At 72.5% G+C, this 25,805-nt stretch carries 24 protein-coding genes; 16 read left to right on the top strand and 8 right to left on the bottom strand.

What is annotated here, in order from left to right; translation table 11 throughout:
* Positions 1 to 15 precede the first annotated feature (15 nt).
* Positions 16 to 1,053 carry a FecCD family ABC transporter permease gene (locus IE134_RS08920; protein WP_097880340.1) on the top strand — a complete coding sequence of 346 codons (1,038 nt, stop codon included), beginning with the start codon at positions 16 to 18 and terminating at the stop codon, positions 1,051 to 1,053.
* The gene (locus IE134_RS08915; protein WP_030716351.1) at positions 1,050 to 2,117 is read left to right on the top strand and encodes a FecCD family ABC transporter permease; all 1,068 of its coding nucleotides are present in this window, start codon (positions 1,050 to 1,052) and stop codon (positions 2,115 to 2,117) included. Before IE134_RS08920 ends, IE134_RS08915 begins: the two co-directional genes overlap by 4 nt.
* Before the next feature lie 100 nt (positions 2,118 to 2,217).
* Here the strand turns inward: IE134_RS08915 and IE134_RS08910 are convergent, their stop codons facing one another.
* Entirely contained in the window at positions 2,218 to 2,670 is a 453-nt protein-coding gene (locus IE134_RS08910; RefSeq protein WP_030716356.1) for a PPOX class F420-dependent oxidoreductase, read from the bottom strand.
* Between the two features lie 104 nt (positions 2,671 to 2,774).
* Between IE134_RS08910 and IE134_RS08905 the strand changes: the two genes are divergently transcribed.
* The gene (locus IE134_RS08905; protein ID WP_189430130.1) at positions 2,775 to 3,338 is read left to right on the top strand and encodes a hypothetical protein; all 564 of its coding nucleotides are present in this window, start codon (positions 2,775 to 2,777) and stop codon (positions 3,336 to 3,338) included.
* A gap of 72 nt (positions 3,339 to 3,410) precedes the next feature.
* Here IE134_RS08905 and IE134_RS08900 read toward each other — a convergent pair whose 3' ends face one another.
* Both IE134_RS08900 and IE134_RS08895 read right to left on the bottom strand, forming a co-directional pair.
* Positions 3,411 to 4,079, bottom strand: a complete 669-nt coding sequence (locus IE134_RS08900; protein ID WP_189430128.1) for a DedA family protein — start codon at positions 4,077 to 4,079, stop codon at positions 3,411 to 3,413.
* Between the two features lie 26 nt (positions 4,080 to 4,105).
* Positions 4,106 to 4,993, bottom strand: coding sequence for an SIS domain-containing protein (locus tag IE134_RS08895; protein WP_032786753.1), 888 nt, complete (start codon positions 4,991 to 4,993; stop codon positions 4,106 to 4,108).
* Between the two features lie 246 nt (positions 4,994 to 5,239).
* Between IE134_RS08895 and IE134_RS08890 the strand changes: the two genes are divergently transcribed.
* The 11 genes from IE134_RS08890 (at position 5,240) to IE134_RS08840 (ending at position 18,076) form a co-directional block, all read left to right on the top strand.
* Entirely contained in the window at positions 5,240 to 6,037 is a 798-nt protein-coding gene (locus IE134_RS08890; protein ID WP_030716372.1) for a DeoR/GlpR family DNA-binding transcription regulator, read from the top strand.
* A 167-nt stretch (positions 6,038 to 6,204) separates the two neighbouring features.
* The gene (locus tag IE134_RS08885) at positions 6,205 to 6,609 is read left to right on the top strand and encodes a cell division protein SepF (protein WP_006128240.1); all 405 of its coding nucleotides are present in this window, start codon (positions 6,205 to 6,207) and stop codon (positions 6,607 to 6,609) included.
* Between the two features lie 171 nt (positions 6,610 to 6,780).
* Positions 6,781 to 7,140 (top strand): nucleotide pyrophosphohydrolase, encoded by a 360-nt coding sequence (locus tag IE134_RS08880; protein ID WP_098894001.1) that lies wholly within the window; start codon positions 6,781 to 6,783, stop codon positions 7,138 to 7,140.
* A 124-nt stretch (positions 7,141 to 7,264) separates the two neighbouring features.
* A complete protein-coding gene (locus IE134_RS08875) occupies positions 7,265 to 7,780 on the top strand; it encodes a DUF6099 family protein (protein WP_098894002.1) in 516 nt (171 codons plus the stop codon).
* Positions 7,781 to 7,902: 122 nt separating this feature from the next.
* Positions 7,903 to 8,826 (top strand): LLM class F420-dependent oxidoreductase, encoded by a 924-nt coding sequence (locus IE134_RS08870; RefSeq protein WP_030716378.1) that lies wholly within the window; start codon positions 7,903 to 7,905, stop codon positions 8,824 to 8,826.
* Between the two features lie 54 nt (positions 8,827 to 8,880).
* Positions 8,881 to 9,831 (top strand): homocysteine S-methyltransferase, encoded by a 951-nt coding sequence (mmuM, locus tag IE134_RS08865; protein ID WP_098894003.1) that lies wholly within the window; start codon positions 8,881 to 8,883, stop codon positions 9,829 to 9,831.
* Positions 9,832 to 9,887: 56 nt separating this feature from the next.
* Complete coding sequence (locus tag IE134_RS08860) at positions 9,888 to 11,381, top strand: 3' terminal RNA ribose 2'-O-methyltransferase Hen1 (protein WP_098894004.1); 1,494 nt, start codon at positions 9,888 to 9,890, stop codon at positions 11,379 to 11,381.
* Positions 11,378 to 13,963 carry a polynucleotide kinase-phosphatase gene (locus IE134_RS08855; RefSeq protein WP_189430126.1) on the top strand — a complete coding sequence of 862 codons (2,586 nt, stop codon included), beginning with the start codon at positions 11,378 to 11,380 and terminating at the stop codon, positions 13,961 to 13,963. The genes IE134_RS08860 and IE134_RS08855 overlap by 4 nt, the downstream gene beginning before the upstream one ends.
* Before the next feature lie 63 nt (positions 13,964 to 14,026).
* Complete coding sequence (locus IE134_RS08850; protein WP_030716389.1) at positions 14,027 to 15,262, top strand: arginine deiminase; 1,236 nt, start codon at positions 14,027 to 14,029, stop codon at positions 15,260 to 15,262.
* A gap of 114 nt (positions 15,263 to 15,376) precedes the next feature.
* Positions 15,377 to 16,381, top strand: a complete 1,005-nt coding sequence (gene argF, locus IE134_RS08845; RefSeq protein WP_189430125.1) for an ornithine carbamoyltransferase — start codon at positions 15,377 to 15,379, stop codon at positions 16,379 to 16,381.
* A gap of 207 nt (positions 16,382 to 16,588) precedes the next feature.
* The gene (locus IE134_RS08840; RefSeq protein ID WP_189430123.1) at positions 16,589 to 18,076 is read left to right on the top strand and encodes an amino acid permease; all 1,488 of its coding nucleotides are present in this window, start codon (positions 16,589 to 16,591) and stop codon (positions 18,074 to 18,076) included.
* On the opposite strand, the gene IE134_RS08835 is transcribed toward IE134_RS08840, so the two are convergent.
* A complete protein-coding gene (locus IE134_RS08835) occupies positions 18,027 to 18,476 on the bottom strand; it encodes an ATP-binding protein (protein ID WP_007452262.1) in 450 nt (149 codons plus the stop codon). The two genes, IE134_RS08840 and IE134_RS08835, sit on opposite strands and share 50 nt — an antisense overlap.
* Before the next feature lie 297 nt (positions 18,477 to 18,773).
* On the opposite strand from IE134_RS08835, the gene IE134_RS08830 reads away from it, so the two are divergent.
* Both IE134_RS08830 and IE134_RS08825 read left to right on the top strand, forming a co-directional pair.
* Positions 18,774 to 19,601, top strand: coding sequence for an enoyl-CoA hydratase family protein (locus IE134_RS08830; RefSeq protein ID WP_189430121.1), 828 nt, complete (start codon positions 18,774 to 18,776; stop codon positions 19,599 to 19,601).
* Complete coding sequence (locus tag IE134_RS08825) at positions 19,586 to 21,889, top strand: bifunctional salicylyl-CoA 5-hydroxylase/oxidoreductase (protein WP_189430119.1); 2,304 nt, start codon at positions 19,586 to 19,588, stop codon at positions 21,887 to 21,889. The genes IE134_RS08830 and IE134_RS08825 overlap by 16 nt, the downstream gene beginning before the upstream one ends.
* Here IE134_RS08825 and IE134_RS08820 read toward each other — a convergent pair.
* From IE134_RS08820 to IE134_RS08805, 4 genes are all read right to left on the bottom strand, one after another.
* The gene (locus IE134_RS08820; protein WP_098894008.1) at positions 21,876 to 22,316 is read right to left on the bottom strand and encodes a hypothetical protein; all 441 of its coding nucleotides are present in this window, start codon (positions 22,314 to 22,316) and stop codon (positions 21,876 to 21,878) included. The two genes, IE134_RS08825 and IE134_RS08820, sit on opposite strands and share 14 nt — an antisense overlap.
* A complete protein-coding gene (locus tag IE134_RS08815; protein WP_098016546.1) occupies positions 22,313 to 23,143 on the bottom strand; it encodes a GNAT family N-acetyltransferase in 831 nt (276 codons plus the stop codon). The genes IE134_RS08820 and IE134_RS08815 overlap by 4 nt, the downstream gene beginning before the upstream one ends.
* A gap of 62 nt (positions 23,144 to 23,205) precedes the next feature.
* Complete coding sequence (locus IE134_RS08810) at positions 23,206 to 24,024, bottom strand: PaaX family transcriptional regulator (protein WP_098894009.1); 819 nt, start codon at positions 24,022 to 24,024, stop codon at positions 23,206 to 23,208.
* 9 nt (positions 24,025 to 24,033) lie between these two features.
* Positions 24,034 to 25,746, bottom strand: coding sequence for an AMP-binding protein (locus tag IE134_RS08805; protein ID WP_098016544.1), 1,713 nt, complete (start codon positions 25,744 to 25,746; stop codon positions 24,034 to 24,036).
* Positions 25,747 to 25,805: the final 59 nt, after the last annotated feature.

Genomic DNA, 25,805 nt, shown 5'->3' with positions numbered 1-25,805 from the left:
GCACACTCCACTCCCATGGCAACCACCACGGTCGCACCGCCGAGCGGCGCCGGTACCTCGCGTACCGGCGCCGCCCGGTCGGCGTTCCTCCTGCTCCTCGGCCTGGCCGCGCTGGCACTCGCGCTCAGCGCCAGCGTCATGTTCGGCAGCCGCTCCACGTCGTTCGGCGATGTCCTCGACGTCCTGCGCGGCACCGCCGACCCCAACATCACCACCATCATCGAGAGCCGCTACCCCCGCACCGTCCTCGGCGTCCTCGCCGGGGTCTGCCTCGCGGTCGCGGGCACCCTCATGCAGGGCGTCTCGCGCAACCCGCTGGCCGAACCGGGCCTCCTCGGCATCAACGCCGGCGCCTCCGCGAGCATCGTCGCCGCGACCGCCTGGCTCGGGGCCTCCGGCGCCACCGACACCATGTGGTGGGCGCTGCCCGGAGCGCTGATCGCGGGCGTCCTCGTCCACGTCATCGGCTCCGCCGGTACGGGCACGAGCGTGGTGCGCCTGGTGCTCGCCGGAGCGGTGCTCACCGCCGTCCTGATGGCGTTCATCCAGGCGGTGACCCTCAGCAAACCGCAGGTCTTCGACAGCTACCGCTACTGGGTCGTCGGAGCGCTCGGCGGCCGGGACTTCGAGGTCTTCTGGTCCGTCCTGCCGTTCGCCGCCGCCGGCTTCCTGATCGCCCTCGCCCTCGGCCCCGGCCTCAACGCCCTGGCCCTCGGCGACGCGACCGCCGTCGCCATCGGCTCGCACCCCGGGCGCACGAGGGGCGCGGGACTGCTCGCCGCCACCCTGCTCAGCGCCGCCGCGACCGCCGCGGTCGGCCCGATCGCCTTCGTCGGCCTCGCCGTCCCACACGTCGTACGGGCCCTGGTCGGCGTCGACTTCCGCGCCCAGGTCCTCTTCTCCGCCCTGATGGGCCCCACCCTCCTGCTCCTCGCGGACGTGGTGGGCCGGGTCGTCATGCGCCCCACCGAACTCATGGTCGGCGTCGTCACCGCCTTCATCGGCGCACCCGCGCTGCTCATCGCCGTACGCAGGATGCGGGGCACCTCATGACCGTCACCGACCGCACCGCCCCCGTCCGCAAGGCGCCCCGGGGCTATCTGACCGTCGGCAGCACCGTGGCGATACCCGTGCGCCGGGCCTCCGTGTTCGCGGCCGCCGGGCTCTTCGTGCTCCTCCTCGCGGCCGCCGTCACGACCCTGGCCTGGGGACGCCTCGGCATCGACCTCGCCGACCTGCCCGCCGCCCTCGTCGGGGACGCCGAGGGCAAGGACCGGTTCGTCTTCAACCGGCTGCGCGGGCCCCGCCTCACCGTCGCCATCGGCGTCGGCGCGGCGCTCGGCCTGTCCGGCGCGCTGTTCCAGTCCGTCACCCGCAACCCCCTCGGCAGCCCGGACGTCATCGGGCTCTCCGCCGGGGCGGGCGCGGGCGCCGCGTTCTGCGCGCTGATGTTCCCCGACACGGTCCCGGTGCCCGTCGGCGCGCTCATCGGCGCCATCCTCGCGATGGCCCTCGTGTACGTCTCCACGGGCACCGGCTTCCGCAACCCCGCCCGGCTCGTCATCGCGGGCATCGGGGTCGCCGCGATGGGCGCGGCCGTCACCCAGTACGTCGTCTACGCCCTGGAACGCGACAAGGCCTCCGTCCTCACCGCGTACGTCAACGGCAGCCTGACCGCCCGCTCCTGGACCGACGCCACGACCGTCTGGCTGGTCCTGGCCGCCGCCGCCCCGCTGGCCGCGCTGATCTCGCGGCGGCTCGACATCGGCGAGATGGGCGACGACATCGCCGAGGGGCTCGGCTCCGAGCCGAAGAAGGCCAAGACCCTCGCCGTGCTCCTGGCCATCGCCCTCTCGGCCGCCGCGGTCAGCGTCTCGGGCCCGATCGCCTTCATCGCCCTGACCGCCCCCCAGATCGCCCGGCGCCTCACCCGCGGCTCCGGCCCGCACCTGCTGCTCTCCGCCCTCACCGGCGGTCTGCTGCTGGTCCTCGCGGACCTCTGCTCCCAACAGCTGCCGCTCTTCGACGACCTGCCGGTCGGGATCTACACGATGGCGATCGGCGGGGCGTACCTGGGCTATCTGCTGGTACGGGAGTGGCGCAAAGGCGTGCTCTGAGGACCGGGTGTGGCGAGGGGCGGGCAGGCGGGGCAGGGCAGGCGGGGCCGGGCTGCCCTGAGGCCCCGGCCGCCCCCTCCTCTTGCCGTTCCTTTTGCCGTCAGACGTCGAGCGCCGTGCCGTACAGCCGGTCCACCTTCAGCCGGATGACCACCCGGCGCTCGGCGACCAACTCCTCGAAGAACGCGGCTTCGTCCTCGGGCCTCCCGGCCTCCGGCACCATCGCGAGCAGTTCCTGCCCGACCGCGTCCCCGGGCTCCGTCGTGCTCCCGGAGACCTCGGCCTCGCCCTCGGCGACGGCGAACGACCACACGTCGCCGCCCGGCACATGCAGCGCCGCACGGGGATCGCGCCGCAGATGCTTGATCTTGACCCGGTCGGCCGTGGTAGAGAACCGCACGATGCGGGCCTCGGGGTCCCAGCTGTAGACCATGGTCGTCAGATGGGGGTGGCCGCTGCGCTTGTTCGTGGCGAGCGTGCCGAACTGCTGCCGGGCGAGGAGGCCGGAGAGGGCTTCGTCGGACAGGGTGCGAGGTCCTGGGCGTTGGGTCATGAAGGGGTCAACCCCCGTGGCCGCACGGTAATTTCCGGCACCACTCGGCCGACCGGAGCAGTGGCGACTGGTCACGTACAGGTTCGTCGACCATACTGCCCGCCGTGGAGCAGAGCATAGATTCGAACAAGAAGCCCGAGTTCGCCGCAGGCACCGACCCGGCGTTCATCCCCCTGCCCGGACTGGCGGCGCCCGCCGGAACCCGCAAGCCGGAACCGGAAGCGGAGTCGGAGGCCGGCCCGGAGGCGGCGGAGATCCGCGACGACGTGGCCAAAACGGCGGCCGCGGAGGGTGACGCCGACCGGGAACCGGAAGCGGAGGTCGACGCCGCGGCGGTCGACGGCGAGACCGAGTCTCAGGCCGATGCCGATGCCGATGCCGAGGTTGGGGACGGCCCCGTTTTCGAGGTCAGCGACCGGCGCGGTTCGATCCGGGTGGCCCGGGAAGGCGTCCGGTTCCGGCTGGACGACCAGGAGGCCGAGTTCGGCTGGGACGAGATCGGCGCGGTGGAGACCACCCCTGCCCGGTTCGGCCGCAGGTTCACGGTGACCGTCCACCTGTCGAGCCGCCGCTGGTTCAACGCCGAGGTCGAGGCGGCCAGCCGCAGCGAGCTCAAGAGCTGGCCGGCCGAGCTGGACAAGGCCCTGGACGCCCACTTCGAGGAGTGACGCCCCGTCGAGCCGTGAGCGGTCGCGCGCGGGACACCCCCGACGGGGTGTCCCGTCGACCGCCCCGTACCGTCAGGGCTTCTCGCGTCTCCGGCCCCGGATCCGCATCGTGACGTAGACGGCCAGGGCGACGACGGCCAGGCCCAGGACGACCTTCGACACGACGCCGACGTACGCCCCGACGACGTCCCACTGGTCGCCGAGCCAGTATCCGGCCATCACGAGCACGGTGTTCCACACCAGGCTGCCCGCCGTCGTCAGCGCGACGAACACCGGCAGTGGCATGCGCTCCACACCCGCGGGCACCGAGATCAGGCTCCGGAACACCGGCACCATCCGCCCCAGCAGCACCGCCTTCGTGCCGTGCCGGGCGAACCACGCCTCCGTCCGTACCAGGTCGGAGGCCTTGACCAGCGGCAGCTTCGCCCACCAGGCGTGCATCCGCTCCCGGCCGAACACGGCGCCGACGCCGTACAGGACCACCGCGCCCACGACCGAGCCGAGCGTCGTCCAGAACAGCGCCGAGGCGATGCTGAGCACGCCCTGCGAGGCGGCGAACCCCGTCAGCGGCAGGATGACCTCGCTCGGCAGCGGCGGGAACACGTTCTCCAGCGCGATGGCCGCACCCGCGCCGGGCCCGCCGAACGTCTCGACCAGACCGGCGGCCCAGCCGGCGATACCCCCCTGCGGCTCCGAGGCCGCCGACAGCCGGTGGGCCGCGGCGTCCAGGGTCAGGTGCATGTCTCCATGGTCGCGCAGCCCCCGCCTCAGGCCCCGTCGAGAACCACCGAGCGGCTCAGATGGCGCGGCAGATCGGGGTCGAGCCCCCGGGCGGCCGCCCGGGCGAGGGCGAGACGCTGGACGCGTACGAGATCGGCCAGCGGGTCGAGGGAGCCGTTCACCCACCGGGCGCCCGTGGCGCGGACCTGCTCCGCCAGGCCCTCGGGGGCCTCGCCGAACATCCAGGTCGTGGTGCCGGTGGTGGAGATGCTGATCGGGCCGTGGCGGTACTCCATCGCGGGGTACGACTCCGTCCAGGACAGCGACGCCTCCTTCATCTTCAGCGCCGCCTCGTGGGCCAGACCGACCGTCCACCCCCGGCCGAGGAAGGAGAACTGGGTGCTCCGCAGCAGTTCGTCGGGCAGCGGCTCGGCGAGCGCGGCCTCCGCGTCCGCGACGACCGCGTCGGAGTGCAGCCCGAGGTGGGCCCGCAGCAGGGTGAGGGCGGTCGTGGCGAAGCGGGTCTGGACGACGGACCGCTCGTCGGCGAAGTCCAGGACGACGAGATCGTCGGCCGCCGCCCTGACCGGAGTCCGCGGATCCGCCGTGACCGCCACCGTGCGCGTCGTGCCGCGCAGCCGGTTGAGCAGCTCCAGCACCTCCGTCGTGGTCCCCGAGCGGGTCAGTGCGACGACCCGGTCGTAGCCGCGCCCGAAGGGGAACTCGGAGGCGGCGAAGGCGTCCGACTCGCCCTGCCCTGACCCCTCGCGGAGCCCGGCGTAGGCCTGCGCCATGTAGAAGGAGGTGCCGCAGCCGACGACCGCGACGCGCTCGCCCGCGACGGGCAGGGCGACGGCCTCGGGGCCGCCGGCCAGGTCGGCGGCGCGCCGCCAGCAGGCGGGCTGACTGGCTGTCTCGGTCTCGGCATACGACACGTCTGCACTCCACGGGAACGAGGTGGACACGGGAACGAGGTGGACCACGGGAACGGGGCTGAGCGGGGCCGAACACCCCGCGTGTAGAATTCTGCACGTTACATGCAGTTATCGAGCAAAAACAAGCAAGGTGCAGGTGGGGGGAGGGCTCCCGGCGAGCCCTGTGCGACGCTTGCGGCGGTCCGGCCCCCGGCGACCGCGTTCCCGCGAAACGCGGTGCCCGCGCCGGACGGTGAGGAGACGCTCTTGTCCAGGGACGCCCGGTGGGACGCGCTGCTGGAACTGGTCGGCAAGCACGGCAGGGTGGACGTCGAGGAGGCGGCGACGGCGCTCGACGTGTCGGCCGCCACCATCCGCCGCGACCTGGACCAGCTGGCCGAGCAACACCTGCTCACCCGCACCCGGGGCGGCGCGGTCGCGCACGGGGTCTCCTACGAACTGGCGCTCCGCTACAAGACGGGCCGCCACGCACCGGAGAAGCAGGCCATCGGCCGTGCGGTGTCCGGCCTCGTGGCCGTCGGCCAGGTCGTCGGCCTGACCGGCGGGACGACCGTGACGGAGGTGGCCAGGGCGCTGGCGGTACGCCCGGACATCGTGGGCGAGACGGCGGTGGCGGGCGGCCAGCCGACGCTGACCGTGGTGACCAACGCCCTCAACATCGCGAGCGAGCTGGCGATCCGCCCGCAGATCAAGATGGTCGTGACGGGCGGCGTCGCGCGACCTCAGTCGTACGAGCTGACGGGCCCGCTCGCCGTCGGCGTGATGAACGAGATCACCCTCGACGTCGCAGTCCTCGGGGTGAACGCCATCGACATCGAACGCGGCGCGTACGTCCATCACGAGGGCGAGGCCAGCGTCAACCGGCTGCTCGCGGAACGGGCCCAGCGGGTAGTGGTGGCGGCCGACTCGTCGAAGATCGGCAAGCGTGCCTTCGCGCGCGTCTGCGACCTGGGCCTCGTCGACATCCTGGTCACCGACTCCCACATCGGGGCGGAGGCGCGGGACCGGTTCGGCGAGGCGGGGGTCCAGGTCATCACGGTCTGACGGGGCCCGTTCGTCATGAACCGACGCCTGCCGGGTATCGGATGCGACACGGAGGCGGACTTCGCCGTGTCGCTGGTACGCCGAACGGGTGAGGGGCGAGAGGATTGCCCGATGAACAGTGAGTGCAGCCGGTGCCCATCCGACCGGCTTGACGACGGGGTGAACCGGTGAGCAGGTACGACAGGTATGACAGATACGACGCCACCGACGAACAGTGGGAGGGTCTCGCCCAGGTCGTACCCCTGCGCGGCCGTGACGAATGGCCGTCCCGGATCGACCACCGCACCGTCCCCGACGAGCGCGCCGCCGAACAGCGCCGCCTCGTCGTCCTGCGGGTGCAGGTGTTCGCGGACGCCCGGGAGGTCGCCGAGTACCTCGTCGCCCAGGTTCCGGTACTGCTCGACCTGACGGCGGCGGAGACGGACGTGGCGAAGCGGATCCTCGACTTCAGCAGCGGCGTGGTCTTCGGCCTCGGCAGCGGAATGCACCGCGTCGACCGCAACGTCTTCCTGCTCGCGCCGGTCGGCATGGAGGTCGAGGGGGTCACACCCGCGGGCCTCGCCCAGTCGTAGGAAGCGGCAGTCGGGAAGGCGGCCGGGAGCGGCGGCAGTCGGTCGGGACCGCCGCCCCGGCCGCCGTCAGGAGTCCACGGTGTGCGGGAGCCGCGCGGGGGGCGGGTGTGCGGGAGGCGTGCCTCGAACGTGCGGGAGGCACTGTCGGTGGCCGGTGATAGACCTGGTGCCGTGACGGACACCGATGTGGCAGAACTCCAGCGTCGGCTGGCCGCGTTCGCGGCGGCACGGGACTGGGGGCAGTACCACACCCCGAAGAACCTGGCGGCCGCGCTCAGCGTCGAGGCCTCCGAACTGCTGGAGATCTTCCAGTGGCTGACGCCCGAACAGTCGGCCGCGATCATGGAGAACCCCGAATCCGCCCACCGGGTCGCCGACGAGGTGGCCGACGTGCTCGCCTATCTCCTGCAGTTCTGCGAGGTGTTGGGCATCGACCCGACGGCGGCACTGGTGGCCAAGCTGGAGCGGAACGAGAAGCGCTTCCCGCTGCCGAGCGCTGCCGAACCACCCGATCGTCACTCTTCGGAGTGATCGAGTTATCCACATTCGACTTCGTGTCCACAGATTTCCGATTTCCTCTGGCCTTACGGTGCTGTCTACCTCACTGTGGGTAATGAATGAGGTGAGCGGGTTTTCGTACGGACGGGGGAGACAGATGGAAGCGGAGCGACTCATCGAGGCGGGCCGGCGGGCTCTGGCCGACAGCCGGGGCGCGCTGGACGTCATGGCGGAGGCCTGGCAGGCGCAGGCGCTCGCCCGGGCGGTCGGCAGTCGGCTGGCGCTGTGCGGGCCGATGGAATTACGGAGCGAGGCGCGGGCGCTGGGGGAGATCGGCGCCGGATGCTCGGCGCTGGACCATCCGGCGGTGATCTCCGGCGGTGCCAGGGCCGCCCAGTTGTCGGGGATCGGCGAGGTCCGGCCCGCCCTGGCCGGGCTCGCGCTGCTGCTCGGCGAGGCCGGGATCGCGCTGGTCGGGGTGGCCTGCGACACGGGCGAGGACGGGCTCTACTGGCAGTGCATCGAGGCGATGGACGCGGCGGACGAATCGCTCGACCGTGTGCACGGGATGCTGAGACGCCTGGCGGAAAGGGAGCGGGAGCCGGAGCGCGCGAGGGAGCGCGACGGCCCCTACGGCATACGAGGCCCCGCGCCATCGGCCGCGGGACCCTGAGCGGAGGCACGGGCTTCTGTGGCGCTCCGGGGGAGCGGCGCTAGCTCCGACGAGGGAAGGCGCGGGGTGGTCCGGGGGAGGCGAGGGCCGGGCCACGGCCTCGGGAGAGGCAGGATGGAGGCATGGATCTTCGCATCTTCACCGAGCCCCAGCAGGGGGCCGACTACGACACCTTGCTCACCGTCGCCAAGGCCACGGAGGACCTGGGCTTCGACGCCTTCTACCGCTCCGACCACTATCTCCGCATGGGCTCCGGTGACGGCCTGCCCGGGCCGACGGACGCCTGGATCACCCTGGCCGGACTGGCGCGCGAGACCCGGCGGATCCGGCTCGGCACGCTGATGACCGCCGGCACCTTCCGGCTTCCCGGAGTGCTGGCCATCCAGGTGGCCCAGGTCGACCAGATGTCCGGTGGCCGGATCGAACTGGGCCTCGGCGCGGGCTGGTTCGAGGAGGAGCACAAGGCCTACGGCATCCCGTTCCCGAAGGAGAAGTTCGGCCGCCTGGAGGAGCAGCTCGCGATCGTCACCGGGCTGTGGGCGACGGAGGTCGGCAAGACCTTCAGCTACGACGGGACCTACTACCAGCTCACCGACTCGCCCGCGCTCCCCAAGCCCGCCCAGGCCAAGGTGCCCGTCCTGATCGGCGGCCACGGGGCGACACGCACCCCTCGCCTCGCCGCGCAGTACGCCGACGAGTTCAACATCCCGTTCGCCTCGCTGGAGGACAGCGAGAAGCAGTTCGGCCGGGTCCGGGCCGCCGCGCAGGCGCACGGGCGCTCGCCGGACGACCTCGTGTACTCCAACGCGCTGATCGTCTGCACGGGCAAGGACGACGCCGAGGTCGCCCGGCGCGCGGCGGCGATCGGCCGGGATGTGGAAGAGCTCAAGGCGAACGGCCTGGCCGGATCGCCCGCCGAGGTGGTCGACAAGATCGGCCGCTACGGGGCGATCGGGGCGTCGAGGATCTACCTCCAGATCCTCGACCTGGACGACCTGGACCATCTGGAACTGATCTCCTCGCAGATCCAGTCCCAGCTGACCTGACCTGACCTGACCTGACCTGTCCTGACCTGACCTGACCTGACTGAGGAGGCTGAGGTGGCCGCGAGCACGGGCAGTACGCTCGCCGACGCGCTGGACGCCGGGCCCGTCCTGCTGGACGGCGGGCTCTCCAACCAACTCGAGGCGCAGGGCTGCGATCTGACCGACGCGCTGTGGTCGGCCCGGCTGCTGGCCGACGCGCCGGAACAGATCGAGGCCGCTCACCTCGCCTATCTCCGGGCCGGGGCGCGGGTGCTCATCACGGCCAGCTATCAGGCCACGTTCGAAGGGTTCGGGAGGTACGGACTCGACCGGCCCGGGACCGAGGCCCTGCTCGCCCGCAGCGTGGAGCTGGCCCGGGGCGCCGCCGACGCGGCGCGCCGGGCCGGCCCCGGGCGGGAGACCTGGGTCGCCGCGTCCGTCGGACCGTACGGGGCGATGCTCGCGGACGGCAGTGAGTACCGGGGGCGTTACGGGCTGAGCGTCGGTGAGCTGGAGCGTTTCCACCGCCCCCGGGTGGCGGCGCTCGCGGCTGCCGGGCCCGACGCCCTGGCGCTGGAGACCGTGCCGGATCTGGACGAGGCGGAGGCCCTGGTCCGGGTGGCCGAGGAGACCGGGCTGCCGTACTGGCTCTCGTACAGCGTGGCCGGCGGCCGGACCCGGGCCGGGCAGCCGTTGGAGGAGGCGTTCGCGGTGGCGGCCGGGCGGACGTCCGTCCTCGCGGTCGGGGTCAACTGCTGTGACCCGGACGAGGCGCAGGAGGCGGTGGAGCTGGCGGTGGCGGTCACGGGGAGGCCCGCCGTGGTCTATCCGAACAGCGGCGAGGGCTGGGACGCCGGGGCGCGGGGGTGGACCGGGGTCGGCACCTTCGACCCGGGCAGGGTGCGGGCCTGGACGCGGGCCGGGGCCCGGCTCGTCGGGGGCTGCTGCCGGGTGGGGCCCGACCTCATGGCTGAGCTGGCCGGTCGACTGGAGGAGCCGGGGGAGCCGGAGAAGCCGGAGAAGTAGGCAGGCGGGGCGAAAATGCCTGGTGGGGGCAGGGGGTGAGGATCATACTCGGACAGGTGTTCCTGACAATCGGTACGACCGGCACCCAAGAGCGTCCCGCCACTGATCTGGGCTTCCTGCTGCACAAGCATCCCGACAAGGCGCAGGCGTTCTCCACCTCGCACGGCTCCGCGCACGTCTTCTACCCCGAGGCGTCCGCCGAGCGCTGCACGGCCGCACTCCTGCTGGAGGTGGATCCGGTGGCGCTCGTGCGGCGCGGCAAGGGCAAGGGCCGGGGAGGCGCGCCCGACGCGGCGCTCGCGCAGTACGTCAACGACCGCCCCTACGCGGCGTCCTCGCTGCTGTCCGTCGCCCTCGCCGCCGTGTTCAAGTCCGCGCTCGGCGGGGTCTGCCGGGCCATGCCCGAGCGGGCCGAGAGCCCGCTGCCGCTGCGGATCGAGGTGCCCGCCCTGCCCGCCCGGGGCGGCATCGAGCTGGTGCACAAGCTGTTCGCGCCGCTCGGCTGGGAGCGTGTCGAGGTCACGGCCGTACCACTGGACGAGCAGTTCCCCGCGTGGGGCGACTCGCGCTACGTACGGCTGGTGCTGGAGGGCGAGTTGCGGCTCGCCGACGCCCTGCGGCAGCTCTATGTCCTGCTTCCGGTGCTCGACGACGCCAAGCACTACTGGGTCGCGCCCGACGAGGTGGACAAGCTGCTGCGGGCCGGGGAGGGCTGGCTGGCCGACCACCCCGAGCGGCCACTGATCACCCGGCGCTATCTGTCCCACCGCTGGGGGCTCACCCGCCAGGCCGACCAGGCCCTGGAGCTGGTCCGGCTCGCCGAGTCGGACGACCTCGACGTGGACAGCGTCGACAACGCGGTGGACGAGAGCACCGACACCGAGGAGAAGCCGGTCCCGCTCGCCGAGCACCGGCGGACCGCGATCCTCGACGCGCTGCGCGCCGCCGGGGCGAGCCGCGTGCTCGACCTCGGCTGCGGCCAGGGCCAGTTGGTGCAGGCGCTCCTCAAGGACGTGCGCTTCACCGAGATCGTGGGCGTCGACGTCTCGATGCGCGCCCTCACCATCGCCTCGCGGCGGCTCAAGCTGGACCGGATGGGGGAGCGCCAGGCCGACCGGGTCACCCTGCGGCAGGGCTCGCTGACCTACACCGACAAGCGGCTGACCGGGTATGACGCCGCCGTGCTCAGCGAGGTCGTCGAGCACCTGGACCTGCCCCGGCTGCCCGCCCTGGAGTACGCGGTGTTCGGTGCCGCGCGCCCCGGGACGGTGCTCGTGACCACACCGAACGTCGAGTACAACGTCCGCTGGGAGACCCTCCCGGCCGGACACGTCCGGCACGGGGACCACCGCTTCGAGTGGACCCGGGCCGAATTCCGGGACTGGGCCGGGCAGGTCGCCGAACGGCACGGATACACCGTCCGGTACGTGCCGGTCGGGCCGGACGACCCCGAGGTGGGGCCGCCGACCCAGATGGCCGTGTTCACCCGGGCCGAGACCACCACGACCACCACGACCACCGAGAAGAAGAAGGAGGCGGAAGCCGCATGAACAGAGGCCACAGCACGACCGGCGCGGAGACCGCCGCCGCCCCGACCCCCGGACGCACCCTGCCGGTGACCGACCTCTCCCTCGTCGTCCTCATCGGCGCCAGCGGATCCGGCAAGTCCACCTTCGCCCGCAAGCACTTCAAGCCGACCGAGATCGTCTCCTCGGACGTCTGCCGGGGCCTGGTCGCCGACGACGAGAACGACCAGAGCGCCAGCCGTGACGCCTTCGACGTGCTGCACTACATCGCGGGCAAGCGCCTGGAGGCCGGGCGGCTCACCGTCATCGACGCCACCAGCGTCCAGCCCGAGAGCCGCAAGCAGCTCGTCCAGCTGGCCAGGAAGTACGACGTCCTGCCCATCGCCATCGTCCTCGACCTCCCCGAGGAGGTCTGTGCAGCCCGCAACGCGGCCCGGCCTGACCGCGCCTCCATGCCGCGCCACGTCATCCAGCGGCACCGCCGCGAGCTGCGGCGCTCGTTGCGCGGCCTGGAGCGCGAGGGCTTCCGCAAGGTGCACATCCTGCGCACCGAGGAGGAGGCCGAAAGCGCCGAGGTGGTCCTGGAGCGCCGCTACAACGACCTGCGTCACCTCACAGGACCGTTCGACATCATCGGCGACATCCACGGCTGCAGCTCCGAGCTGGAGACCCTGCTCGGCACGCTCGGTTACGTGGACGGCGCCCACCCCGAGGGGCGCACCGCCGTGTTCGTCGGCGACCTCGTCGACCGGGGCCCCGACAGCCCGGGCGTGCTGCGCCGCGTGATGTCCATGGTGGCGTCGGGCGACGCCCTGTGCGTCCCCGGCAACCACGAGAACAAGCTCGGCCGTTATCTCGCGGGCCGCAAGGTCCAGCTCACCCACGGGCTCGCCGAGACCGTCGAGCAGCTGGAGCGCGAGGACGCCGAGCACCCCGAGTTCCGGGGCCAGGTGCGGGAGTTCATCGACTCCCTCGTCAGCCACTACGTCCTGGACGAGGGCAAGCTGGTGGTCTGTCACGCCGGGCTGCCCGAGAAGTACCACGGCCGCACCTCCGGCCGGGTCCGCTCGCATGCCCTGTACGGGGACACCACCGGCGAGACCGACGAGTTCGGCCTGCCCGTGCGCTACCCGTGGGCCGAGGAGTACCGGGGCCGCGCCACCGTGGTCTACGGCCACACCCCCGTCCCCACCACCTCCTGGATCAACAACACCATCTGCCTGGACACCGGTGCCGTCTTCGGCGGAAAGATGACCGCGCTGCGCTGGCCCGAGCGCGAACTCGTCGACGTACCCGCCGAGAAGGTCTGGTACGAGCCCGTCAAGCCGCTGGTGACCGAGGCGCCCGGAGGCCGGGAGGGCCGGCCGCTGGACATCGCCGACGTCCAGGGCCGCCGGGTCGTGGAGACCCGGCACATGGGGCGCGTAGCCGTGCGCGAGGAGAACGCCGCCGCCGCGCTCGAGGTCATGAGCCGGTTCGCGGTCGACCCGCAGCTCCTCGCCTACCTCCCGCCCACCATGGCCCCCACCGCCACCTCCCGCGAGGACGGCTTCCTGGAGCACCCGGCCGAGGCGTTCGCGCAGTACGCGGCGGACGGCGTCGAGCGGGTCGTGTGCGAGGAGAAGCACATGGGCTCCCGGGCCGTGGCCCTGGTCTGCAAGGACGCGGAGGCGGCGACCGCGCGGTTCGGCACGGCGGGTCCCACCGGCGCGCTGTACACCCGCACCGGCCGCCCCTTCCTGGACGACCCGGCCCTGACCGAAGGGATCCTGGACCGGCTCCGTACGGCCGTCACCGCCGCCGGGCTCTGGGCGGAGTGGGACACCGACTGGGTCCTCCTGGACGCCGAGCTGATGCCGTGGTCGCTGAAGGCGGGCGGGCTGCTGCGCTCGCAGTACGCCGCCGTCGGCGCCGCGTCCGGTGCGGTCTTCCCGCCGGCCGTCGCCGCCCTGGAGCAGGCGGCCGCCCGGGGCGTCGAGGTGGCGGGCCTCGCCGGACAGCAGCGGGCCCGCGCGCAGGACGCCGCCGCGTTCACCGAGGCGTACCGGCGCTACTGCTGGCCCACCGAGGGACTGGAGGGGGTGCGCCTGGCCCCCTTCCAGATCCTCGCCGTCCAGGGCCGCTCCCTGGCCGCCGTCCCGCACGACGAGCAGCTCGCCTGGCTCGACCGGCTGGTGGAGCACGACCCGACCGGGCTGCTCCAGGTCACCCGCCGGCTCGTCGTCGACGCCGGCGACGAGGACTCGGTCCGCGCGGGTGTGGACTGGTGGCTGGAGATGACCGGACGCGGCGGCGAGGGCATGGTCGTCAAGCCGCTCGGCGCCCTCGTCCGGGACGCCAAGGGCCGCCTCGTCCAGCCCGGCATCAAGGTGCGGGGCCGGGAGTACCTCCGCATCATCTACGGCCCCGAGTACACCCGCCCGGAGAATCTGGAGCGCCTGCGCTCCCGGTTCCTCGGCCACAAGCGCTCGCTCGCGCTGCGGGAGTACGCACTCGGTCTGGAGGCGCTGGACCGGCTGGCGGAGGGCGAACCGCTGTGGCGGATCCACGAGGCGGTGTTCGCCGTCCTGGCCCTGGAGTCGGAGCCGGTGGACCCCCGGCTCTGAGACCGGTCCAACCGGTAGGCGATTCGCCGGGTGAACGGTGCTCCGCGCGGTGAGGATGAAGGCATGGGATTCCATGTCGACTCCGAAGCCGGGCGGCTGCGCCGCGTCATACTCCACCGCCCCGATCTGGAGCTGAAGCGGCTCACCCCCAGGAACAAGGACGCGCTGCTGTTCGACGACGTCCTGTGGGTGCGCCGCGCCCGGGAGGAGCACGACGGGTTCGCGGACGTCCTGCGCGACCGGGGGGTCGCCGTGCACCTCTTCGGCGATCTGCTGCGCGAGTCGCTCGACATCCCGGTCGCGCGGCGACTCGTGCTCGACCGGGTCTTCGACGAGAAGGAGTACGGCCCGCTCGCCACCGAGCATCTGCGGGCCGCCTTCGAGCAGCTGTCCGCCGCGGAGCTGGCGGAGGCGCTGGTCGGCGGCATGACGAAGCGGGAGTTCCTGGAGCGGTACAGCGAGCCGACCTCCGTCCGCTTCCATGTCATGGACCTGGACGACTTCCTCCTCGGCCCGCTGCCCAACCACCTCTTCACCCGGGACACCTCGGCCTGGATCTACGACGGGGTCTCCATCAACGCCATGCGCTGGCCCGCCCGGCAGCGCGAGACCGTCCACTTCGAGGCGATCTACCGCCACCACCCGCTCTTCACCGGCCCGGAGGCGGGCGCCTTCCACCACTGGTCGGAGGGGCAGGACGACTACCCCTCCACCATCGAGGGCGGTGACGTCCTGGTCATCGGGCAGGGCGCGGTCCTGATCGGGATGAGCGAGCGGACCACCCCGCAGGCGGTGGAGATGCTGGCCCGCGGGCTCTTCGACGCCGGTTCGGCGCGCACGATCGTGGCGCTCGACATGCCCAAGGCCCGCGCGTTCATGCACCTGGACACGGTGATGACGATGGTCGACGGCGACACGTTCACCCAGTACGCCGGTCTCGGCATGCTCCGCTCGTACACCATCGAGCCCGGCAGCGGCCCCCGCGAACTGAAGGTCACCGACCATCCGCCCGAGCACATGCACCGCGCCATCGCCGCCGCCCTCGGTCTCGACGCGATCCGGGTGCTCACCGCCACCCAGGACGTGCACGCCGCCGAGCGCGAGCAGTGGGACGACGGCTGCAACGTGCTCGCGGTCGAGCCCGGCGTCGTCGTCGCGTACGAGCGGAACGCGACCACCAACACCCATCTGCGCAAGCAGGGCATCGAGGTGATCGAGATCCGGGGCAGCGAGCTGGGCCGGGGGCGGGGAGGGCCGCGCTGTATGAGCTGCCCGGTGGAGCGGGACCCCGTGGCATGAGCGGCCGAAGGAAGGTGGACCCATGGCCCTGTATAGAGATGCGATGCATCGTATAGACTTCCACCCCTGCCGCGCGCAGTGCGCCGATCCCCGCCCGACCCAGGAGCAGTCATCATGGCCATAGACCTCACCGGCCGCCACTTCCTCAAGGAGCTGGACTTCACCTCCGAGGAGTTTCTCGGCCTGGTCGCACTGGCCGCCGAGCTCAAGGCGGCCAAGAAGGCCGGGGTCGAGGTCCAGCGGCTGCGCGGCAAGAACATCGCGCTGATCTTCGAGAAGACCTCGACCCGTACGCGCTGCGCGTTCGAGGTCGCCGCCGCCGACCAGGGCGCCTTCACCACCTACCTCGACCCCGCGGGCTCCCAGATGGGCCACAAGGAGTCCGTGAAGGACACCGCCCGGGTGCTGGGCCGGATGTTCGACGGGATCGAGTACCGGGGCGACAGTCAGCAGGCCGTCGAGGAGCTGGCCGCGCACGGCGGCGTGCCGGTCTTCAACGGGCTCACCGACGACTGGCACCCCACCCAGATGCTCGCGGACGTCCTCACCATGACCGAGTGCCGCGAGGGCCCCCTCGCGGGGACGGCCTTCGCCTACCTCGGCGACGCCCGCTTCAACATGGGCAACTCCTACCTGATCACCGGCGCCCTGCTCGGCCTCGACGTCCGGATCGTCGCCCCCGAGGCGTACTGGCCGGACGAGGCGGTCGTGGCGCGGGCCCGGAAGCTCGCCGAGGTCAGCGGCGCGATGATCACCCTCACCGGCGACGTGGCCCAGGGCGTCTCGGGCGCCGACTTCGTCGCCACCGACGTCTGGGTCTCCATGGGGGAGCCCAAGGAGGTCTGGGCCGAGCGCATCGCCGCCCTCGGGCCCTACGCCGTGACGATGGACGTCCTGCGGGCCACCGGCAACCCGGACGTGAAGTTCCTGCACTGCCTGCCGGCCTTCCACGACCTCGGCACCCAGGTCGGCCGGGACATCCACGCCCGGTACGGACTGACCGAGCTGGAGGTCAGCGACGAGGTCTTCGAGTCGCCGCACTCCGTCGTCTTCGACCAGGCGGAGAACCGGATGCACACGATCAAGGCCGTCCTGGTGGCGACGCTCGCCGGGAAGTAGCCGCGCGAGCCATACGCATACGGGGCAGGGGTTCGCATGCTCATACACCCGATTGGGTGAACATGCGTGCTGGTGGCTACGATGTCGGCTCTTGGTGGGGTTCGGACCCGGGGAGACCCCTGCGGGACCCGAACCCCTTACCTGTGCCGCCGCACCCGGCGCACGGGCCGTCCCCCCACTGCACCACCAGAGATGAGAACGTCCCGCATGAGCACCGGTCTGCCGCGATCCGGCACCCCGAAGCCCGCCGGCCCCCACCTGTCGGGCCTGCGCCGCAAGAGCCCCGAGCAGCTCATCGCCGAATCCGGCGGCGACCTGGAGGGCCACGGCCTCAAGCGCACGATGGGCCTCTTCCAGCTTGTCTGCTTCGGGGTCGGCGCGATCGTCGGCACCGGCATCTTCGTCGGACTCTCCGACAGCGTCGCCGAGGCCGGCCCCGCCGTCGTGATCTCGTTCGTCCTCGCGGCGATCACCTGCATCTTCACCGCCCTGTCCTTCGCGGAGCTGGGCAGCGCCATCCCGGTCTCCGGAAGCTCGTACTCCTTCGCCTACGCGGCGCTCGGCGAGCGCACCGCCTTCCTCGTCGGCTGGTGCCTGCTGCTGGAGTACGGCGTCTCGGTCTCCGCCGTCGCGGTGGGCTGGAGCCAGTACGTCAACGAGCTGCTGAACAGCCTGTTCGGCTGGGAACTGCCCGCCGCCCTGTCCGCCGGGCCCGGTGACGGCGGTGTGGTCAACCTGCCCGCGATCGTCGTGATCGCCATGGCCGCCACCCTGCTGGTGCGCGGCGTCCGGGAGAGCGCCACGGCCACCGCCGCCATGGCGGTCCTCAAGATCGGCATCCTGGTCGCGTTCTGCGCGGTGGCGTTCAGCGCGTTCCAGGACGACAACCTCATGCCGTTCGCCACCCACGGGCTCGGCGGGATCACCGCGGGCGCGTCGCTCGCGTTCTTCTCCTACATCGGCTTCGACGCCATCACCACCGCCGGCGAAGAGGTCAAGAACCCCCGCCGCAACATTCCGATCGCCATCCTGATCTGCATCGGCGTCGTCACCCTGCTCTACTGCGCCGTGGCGCTCTCCGCCATCGGCGCGATCGGCTCGGACGACGTGGCGAACAAGAGCGCCGCTCTCTCGATCGCCGTCAACGAGGTCACCGACTCCTCGGTGGGCGGCGGCATCATCGCCTTCGGCGCGGTCGTCGCCATCGCCTCGGTGGTGCTCGCCGTGATGTACGGGCAGACCCGCATCCTGATGTCGATGTCCCGCGACGGTCTGATTCCGCGCGTCTTCGAGCGGGTCTCTCCCAAGACCCACACCCCGGTCGCCAACACCTGGATCGTCGCCTGTGTCTTCGCGGTCCCGGCCGCGTTCGTCTCGCTCGACGTCGTCGTGAACCTGACGACCATCGGCACGCTCGCCACGATGGTCGCCGTCAATGTCGCGGTGGTGGTGCTCCGGCGCCGCAACCCCGAGCTGAAGCGGACCTTCCGGGTCCCGCTCTACCCGGTCAGCCCGCTGCTGGGCGTCGCCTTCTGCCTGTACCTGATGTACGGGACCGGCTGGACGACCTGGGTCCAGTTCGCGGTCTTCCTGGCCGCCGGCTCGCTCCTCTACGCCGGATACGGCCGCAAGCGCTCCCGGCTGGTCAGCTCCCCGGTGACGGACCCGGCTGCGCCGGTATCGCCGGAAGCGTGAACCAGACGGCCTTGCCGTGCTCCGTGGTGCGGTGACCGCACGCGGAGCTGAGGGTCCGGATCAGCAGCAGGCCGCGGCCGTGCTCCTGCCAGGGATCGACCTCGAAGCCCGGCTGCGGCCGGGACAGGTCGCCCGGCGGGGCGGGGTCGCGGTCGTGCACCTCGACCTGGCAGCCGGTGGGCAGCAGCTCCACGACCAGCTCGATGGGCTCGCCGCCCAGGGTGTGCTCGACCGCGTTGGCCACCAGCTCGGCGGTCAGCAGTTCGGCGGTGTCGCTGTCGGCCGGGGCGTCGATGTCCGACAGGGCCGTACGGATGAGAGCCCGGGCGATCGGCACGGCCGCGGTGGAGTGCGGCAGGGCGATGCGCCAGGAAGCGGGGACGGGGACATCGGGCGGCACGGCAGGGTTTCCGTTCGGGAGCGGGTCTACCTGAAGCGGGAGGTCTCGGCTCTCGGGCAGTCGTCTTTTCGGGTTCACGTCGTACTCGTGCCGAGACTTCCTGGTTTCAACCTTACGAACCGCTCCGGCCCAGCCATAGGGGCGGTCGGCCGGAGCAAAGGGGACTTTCGCCACAACAGTCTCACGGATGCCGTATTGCGACCTCGTGACGGCGGTCACGCCTGAGTGATAACTTCGGAGGCGGAACGCGACCCGCGCACGGCCGGCACCCGCCCGATCGCTGAAGGGGACCCCTCCATGAGCCCGTTTCCCAGCTCGGCCCCGAGCACCGAGGAATGGCGTCATCTCCGGCTGACCCGGGACGGCGGTGTGGCAACCGTCACATTCTCCCGTCCCGAAAAACTCAACGCGCTCACCTTCGGCGCCTACGCCGATCTGCGCGACCTCCTCGCCGAGCTCTCCCGGGAACGCTCCGTGCGCGCCCTCGTCCTCGCCGGGGAGGGGCGCGGCTTCTGCTCCGGCGGTGACGTCGACGAGATCATCGGCGCCACCCTGGCCATGGACACCGCGCAGCTCCTCGACTTCAACCGGATGACCGGACAGGTCGTCCGGGCCCTGCGGGAGTGCCCCTTCCCCGTCGTGGCCGCCATCCACGGGGTCGCGGCGGGCGCCGGAGCCGTCCTGGCCCTCGCCGCCGACTTCCGGGTCGCCGACCCCTCGGCCCGCTTCGCCTTCCTCTTCACCCGGGTCGGCCTCTCCGGCGGCGACATGGGCGCGGCCTACCTGCTGCCCCGGGTCGTCGGCCTCGGCCACGCCACCCGGCTCCTGATGCTCGGCGACGCCGTCCGCGCTCCCGAGGCGGAGCGGATCGGCCTGATCAGCGAGCTGGCCGAGGAGGGGAAGGCCGACGAACGCGCCGCCGAGCTGGCCCGCCGCCTCGCCGACGGACCCGCCCTGGCGCTCGCCCAGACCAAGGCCCTGCTCACCGCCGAGCTGGACATGCCGCTGGCCGCCTCCGTCGAGCTGGACGCCAACACCCAGGCCCTCCTGATGCACGGCGAGGACTACGCCGAGTTCCACGCCGCCTTCACCGAGAAGCGGCCGCCGAAGTGGCAGGGGCGGTAGCCGTGGCCGGGTCATCCGTGCGGCGCATCGCGGTCATCGGCGGCGGCCCCGGCGGGCTCTACGCCGCGGCCCTCCTTAAGCGCCTCGGCCCGGACCGCGAGGTCACCGTCTTCGAGCGCAACGCCCCCGACGACACCTTCGGCTTCGGCGTCGTCCTCTCCGACGAGACCCTCGGCGGCATCGAGCACGCCGACCCCGAGGTCTACCGCGCCCTCGGCCGCGAGTTCGTCCGCTGGGACACCATCGACATCGTCCACCGCGGCCGCACGCACACCTCCGGCGGCCACGGCTTCGCCGCCCTCGGCCGCCGCCGGCTCCTGGAGATCCTGCACGAGCGCTGCGCCGGCCTCGGCGTCGACCTCCGCTTCCGCGCCGTGGCTCCGCCCGCCGCCGAGCTGGCCGCCCACCACGACCTGGTCATCGCCGCCGACGGGGTGCACAGCGCCACCCGGGCGGCGCACGCCGACGCCTTCGGCCCGAGCGTCACCGAACACCGCAACCGCTACATCTGGCTCGCCGCCGACTTCGCGCTCGACGCCTTCCGCTTCGAGATCGCCGAAACGCCCTACGGCGTCATGCAGTTGCACGGCTACCCGTACGCCGCCGACGCCTCCACCGTCATCGTCGAGATGCGCGAGGAGGTGTGGCGCGCCGCCGGACTCGACACCTGCGACCCGGCCGAATCCACCACCCGCTGCGCCAAGTTCTGCACCGAGGCCCTGGACGGCCGCCCCCTGCGCGGCAACCGGTCCTCCTGGCTCGCCTTCCGTACGGTCACCAACTCCCGCTGGTCCCACGGCAACACCGTGCTCATCGGCGACGCGGCCCACACCGCCCACTTCTCCATCGGCTCCGGCACGAAGCTCGCCGTCGAGGACGCCCTCGCGCTCGCCGCCTGCATCGAGGAGCAGCCCGACCTGCCGTCCGCGTTGACGGCGTACGAGGCCGAGCGCCGCCCGGTCGTCGCCTCGACCCAGCGCGCGGCCGCCGCCAGTCTGCGCTGGTTCGAGGAGCTGGCCCACTACGTCGACCAGCCGCCCCGGCGCTTCGCGTTCAACCTGCTCACCCGTAGCCGCCGGGTCACCCACGACAACCTCAGGCTGCGCGACGCCTCGTTCACCGCCGCCGTCGAGGAGGAGTTCGGCTGCCCGCCCGGCACCCCGCCGATGTTCACCCCGTACCGGCTGCGCGGTCTGGAGCTGCGCAACCGCGTCGTCGTCTCACCCATGGACATGTACTCCGCCACCGACGGGCTCCCCGGCGACTTCCACCTCGTTCACCTCGGGGCCCGTGCGCTCGGCGGCGCCGGACTCACCATGACCGAGATGGTCTGCGTCAGCCCCGAGGGCCGCATCACCCCCGGCTGCACGGGCCTGTGGAACGACGAACAGGCCCTGGCCTGGCGGCGGATCACCGACTTCGTGCACACCTCCGCCCCCGGCGCGGCCATCGGCGTCCAGCTCGGCCACTCCGGCCGCAAGGGCTCCACCAAGCTCATGTGGGAGGGCATCGACCAGCCCCTGGACAGCGGCAACTGGCCCCTGACGGCTGCCTCCCCGCTCCCGTACGCCCCCGGCGTCAGCCAGGTCCCGGCCGAGCTGGACCGGGCCGGACTCGACGCCGTACGCGAGCAGTTCGTGGCGGCCGCCCGGCGCGCCGCGAGCAGTGGCTTCGACCTCCTCGAACTGCACTGCGCCCACGGCTATCTGCTCTCCGGCTTCCTCTCCCCGCTCACCAACCACCGCACCGACGCCTACGGCGGATCCCTGGCCGGCCGCCTCCGCTTCCCCCTCGAAGTCTTCGACGCCGTGCGCGAAGTCTGGCCGCAGGACCGGCCGATGACCGTGCGGATCTCCGCCACCGACTGGGCCGAGGGCGGCACCGACGCCGAGGACGCCGTCACGATCGCCCGCGCCTTCGCTGAGCACGGGGCCGACGCCATCGACGTCTCCACCGGCCAGGTCGTGCCCGAGGAGCGCCCCGAGTTCGGCCGCTCCTACCAGACCCCGTACGCCGACCGGATCCGCAACACCGTGGACGTTCCCGTCATCGCGGTCGGCGCGATCTCATCCTGGGACGACGTCAACTCCCTGCTCCTGGCGGGCCGCGCCGACCTCTGCGCCCTGGCCCGCCCCCACCTGTACGACCCGCACTGGACCCTCCACGCTGCCGCCGAACAGGGCTACACGGGACCGGGCGCGCCCTGGCCCCTCCCGTACGGCGCGGGCAGCCGCACCCCGCCCACCGGCCGCACCGACGGACCGAAGCCCCGGCTCACGCTGGGGTGACCAGGCACGTGTGGCAGAGGCAGGGCGTGGGGTGGGGTGCGCCGTGGTGGGTCTCGCGGTACTCGGCGGCGAGCCGCTCCAGCAGGCCGGCCAGCTCCTCGGCCTCCTCCCGGGACCGCAGGCGCACCCCGACCGCTCCGGCCCGTCGCAGCACGGCTGGTGCATACGCCAACTTCGCACGAAACGTGTGCAGATGGCGCGAACCCGTGTCGACGGTGATCCAACGGCCGGTGCGGGAACGCCCGATGGTGGTCACCTGCTCGTGTCCCATGCCCGGGTAGGTGTCGACGACGTACACCTTCGCCCCGCCCCGGTACGCCTTCGTCCCCGGCCGCAACTCCTGCCCGCCGTCCCCGTACCGCCGCCACCGCACCACGTTCGCGGCGACGAGCCACAGCGGCTCGGGCGGCACCGTCTCCGTGATCACGTGTCTCTCCTCAACTGCACCCGGTCCGCCACCGGCTCGTAACCGATGCGCAGATACACGCCGTTGCTCGTCGGGTTGGCGAGGTCCGTGAAGAGCAGCACCTCCGCCGCGCCCTCCGCCAGGGCGGCCCGCGAGGCCTCGGCCGTCACGGCGGCCCCGTACCCCCGGCCGCGGAACTCCGGCGGGGTGTACACCGACGTCACCCGCACCATGCCCGCCAGCATCAGCGAGCGCCCCGCCAGGGCCACCGGCGTACCGCCGCTCTCCCAGAGGGCGAGCGACCCGCGTTCCGTGCCCTCGTCCACCAGCCACTCCGCCGAGGACTTGGACTGCCCGGTCGCCTCCGCGAACCCCTCCACCCATGCCACCAGCAGCGCCCGGTCCGCCCGCGTCGCCGCCCTGGCCCGGCCCTCCGGCGCGGGGGAGGGCGGTCGCAGCGCGCCCAGCCGGTACAGCCGCTGCTCCTGCACGGTCCGGTAGCCCAGCAGCCGGGCGGCCAGCAGCGCCGCGATGTCCCGGTCCGCGTTGACACCGTCGAGGTCGGGACCCGCCCCCAGGGCCTCCACCAGCGGCTCCACCGCCTCCACGGGCACGGCGCTGAGCATCGCCCCATGCGGCGGCGTGCGCACGAGCGTTCCCGCCACCGCCCCGTCCGCCCCGCGCCACCAGCCGAGGACCGGATCGCCGTCGCCGTAGTGATGCGCGCCCGAGCGCCTCAGCCGCTCGGTGACGCTCAGCACCACCGTGTGCTCCACGGGCCGAGCGGCGAGCGACGGGCCGGCGGCGGCGAGGAACACGTCGACGTCGTCGGTGAAGGTCCAGGTCATGCCTCATCCTGCCCGGGGGCGGGAGGCCGGGGCACCCGGATTTCCCCGTCGTGCCACGGGCCTCACTCCCGTACGAACAGCTCCCCGGCGTCCCGCAGCCGCTCGTGCAGCCGGCCGAACACCTCCGCCGAGCGGCCGCCCGGCCAGTCCGCGGGCAGCAGCTCGGTCGGCAGACCCGGGTCCGCGTACGGGAGTTGGCGCCAGGAGTCCAGCGCCAGCAGATAGTCCCGGTAGGCGGTCTGGGGGCGGGGCGGGCCGTCGGCACCGGATGCCTCCCAGTCCCGCAGCACCGGCTCGTGCAGTTCCAGGAAGTCGTGGTGCAGGCGTGCCACCGTGTGCAGGTCCCACCAGCGGGCGACCGCCTCGCGGGTGGCGGCGAAACCGAGGTGCTCGCCCCGGAACAGGTCCACGTACGGGTCGAGTTCGAGCCGTTCCAGGGTGTGCCGGGTCTCCTCGTACAGCCCGCCCGGCGCGATCCACACCCCGGGCGCGGCCGTGCCGAAGCCCAGCCGGGCCAGCCGGGAGCGCAGCACATGGCGCTTGCTGCGCTCCGCCTCGGGCACGGAGAACACCGCCAGCACCCAGCCGTCGGCGAGGCTCGGCGCGGGGTGCCGGTAGATCCGCCGGTCCCCGTCGTCCAGCAGCTGCCGGGCGTCGGGCGACAGCGCGTATCCCGCCGAGCCGTCCCCGGCCCGGGCGGCCACCAGCAGCCCGCGCCGTTTCAGCCGCGAGACGCACGAGCGTACGGACGGGGCGTCGACGCCCACGGCGTGCAGCAGGCGGATCAGCTCCGACACCGCGAACGGCGCACCGTCCGCCGGACGGCCGTAGGCGCCGTAGAGCGTGATGATCAGGGAGCGGGGGGTGCGCAACTCGGCCACGTGATCACTCTAGGCTCTGTCCTTCCCGAGGTCCTCCCGGAGGTCTTCCCGGAGCAGGAACCGCTGGAGCTTGCCGGTCGCGGTGCGCGGCAGGGACTCCTCGAACACGAAGACGCGCGGGCACTTGTGCGGGGCCAGGTTGGCCTTCATATGGGCGCGCAGCGAGTCCGCCGTCTGCTCCGAGCCCTCGGTCAGCACCACGTGCGCCACCACGATCTCGCCGCGCAGTTCGTCCGGCCGGCCCACCACGGCCGCCTCCGCGACCTCCGGATGGCGCAGCAGGGCGTCCTCCACCTCGGGGCCCGCGATGTTGTAGCCGGAGGAGATGATCATGTCGTCGGCGCGGGCCACGTAACGGAAGTAGCCGTCGGGTTCGCGGACGAAGGTGTCGCCGGTCAGATTCCAGCCGTGCCGGACGTAGTCCGTCTGCCGCGGGTCGGCGAGATAGCGGCAGCCGACCGGGCCGCGCACGGCGAGCAACCCCGGCTCGCCGTCCGGCAGCTCATCGCCGTGCTCGTCCACCACCCGGGCCTGCCAGCCCGGCACGGGCACCCCGGTCGTCCCCGGCCGGATCGCGTCGTCGGCCGCCGAGATGAAGATGTGCAGCAGTTCGGTGGCCCCGATGCCGTTGATGATGCGCAGCCCCGTGGCGTCGTACCAGGCCCGCCAGGTCGCCTCCGGCAGGTTCTCGCCGGCCGAGACGCAGCGCCGCAGCGCCGACAGGTCGTGGCCGTTCAGCTGGCCGAGCATCGTGCGGTAGGCCGTCGGCGCGGTGAACAGTACCGAGACCCGGTGGTGGACCAGCGCGGGCAGCAGATGCTGCGGACCCGCCTGCTCCAGCAGCAGGGTCGAGGCCCCGGCCCGCAGTGGGAAGACCAGCAGCCCGCCCAGGCCGAACGTGAAGCCCAGCGGCGGGCTGCCCGCGAACACGTCGTCGGGCGAGGGGCGCAGGACATGGCGGGAGAAGGTGTCGGCGATGGCCAGGAGGTCCCGGTGCAGATGCATACAGCCCTTGGGGCGCCCGGTGGTCCCCGAGGTGAACGCGATGAGCGCGACCTCGTCGGCGGCCGTGTCCACCGCCCGGTACGGACCGGTTCTGCCCTCCACCAGCCGGGTGAGGTCGTCGGGCCCGTCCCCGCCGAACAGGGTGATCCGCAGCCCGTCCACGTCCGCCTTCGCCAGGTCCTCCGCGGACCGGGCGTCGCACAGCGCGTGGCTGATGCGCGCCAGCGAGCAGATGGTGGCCAGCTCCGTGGCGCGCGCCTGCGCCAGTACGGTGACGGCGACCGCGCCCGCCTTCATGACGGCCAGCCAGCAGGCGGCCAGCCAGGGCGTGGTCGGCCCGCGCAGCAGCACCCGGTTGCCCGGCACCACCCCCAGGTCCTCCGTCAGCACATGGGCGATGCGGTCCACGGTCTCCCGCAGCTCGCCGTAGCTCCAGACGACGCCGTCGCCGGAGCGCAGTGCGGGACGGTCGGCGCCGTACTCCTCGACGGTGCGGTCCAGCAGCTCGTGTCCGCAGTTCAGCCGGTCGGGGTAGCGCGGCGCCGGATCGTCCAGGAGGAGTTCCGGCCACTGTTCCGGCGGCGGGAGATGGTCGCGCGCGAAGGTGTCGGTGTGGGCGCCGGTGGCGCGCCCGGTCGGCTCGTGAGGCGCGCCGGGGACGCGTACGGACGCGTCGGCGGCGGCTGTGGGCGTGTTCGGCGAGGAATTCGGCTCCATGAAGGATCGCCCCCTTGTCGCCTCTGGAGCGTATCGTTTGGGTGACGGTAGTCAACGGT

Origin of the sequence: Streptomyces rubiginosohelvolus (genome assembly GCF_014649875.1) — a bacterium.
GTDB classification, from domain to species: domain Bacteria; phylum Actinomycetota; class Actinomycetes; order Streptomycetales; family Streptomycetaceae; genus Streptomyces; species Streptomyces rubiginosohelvolus.
Note: the sequence above shows the minus strand (reverse complement) of the source record. Positions and strands in the feature narration are given on the sequence as shown.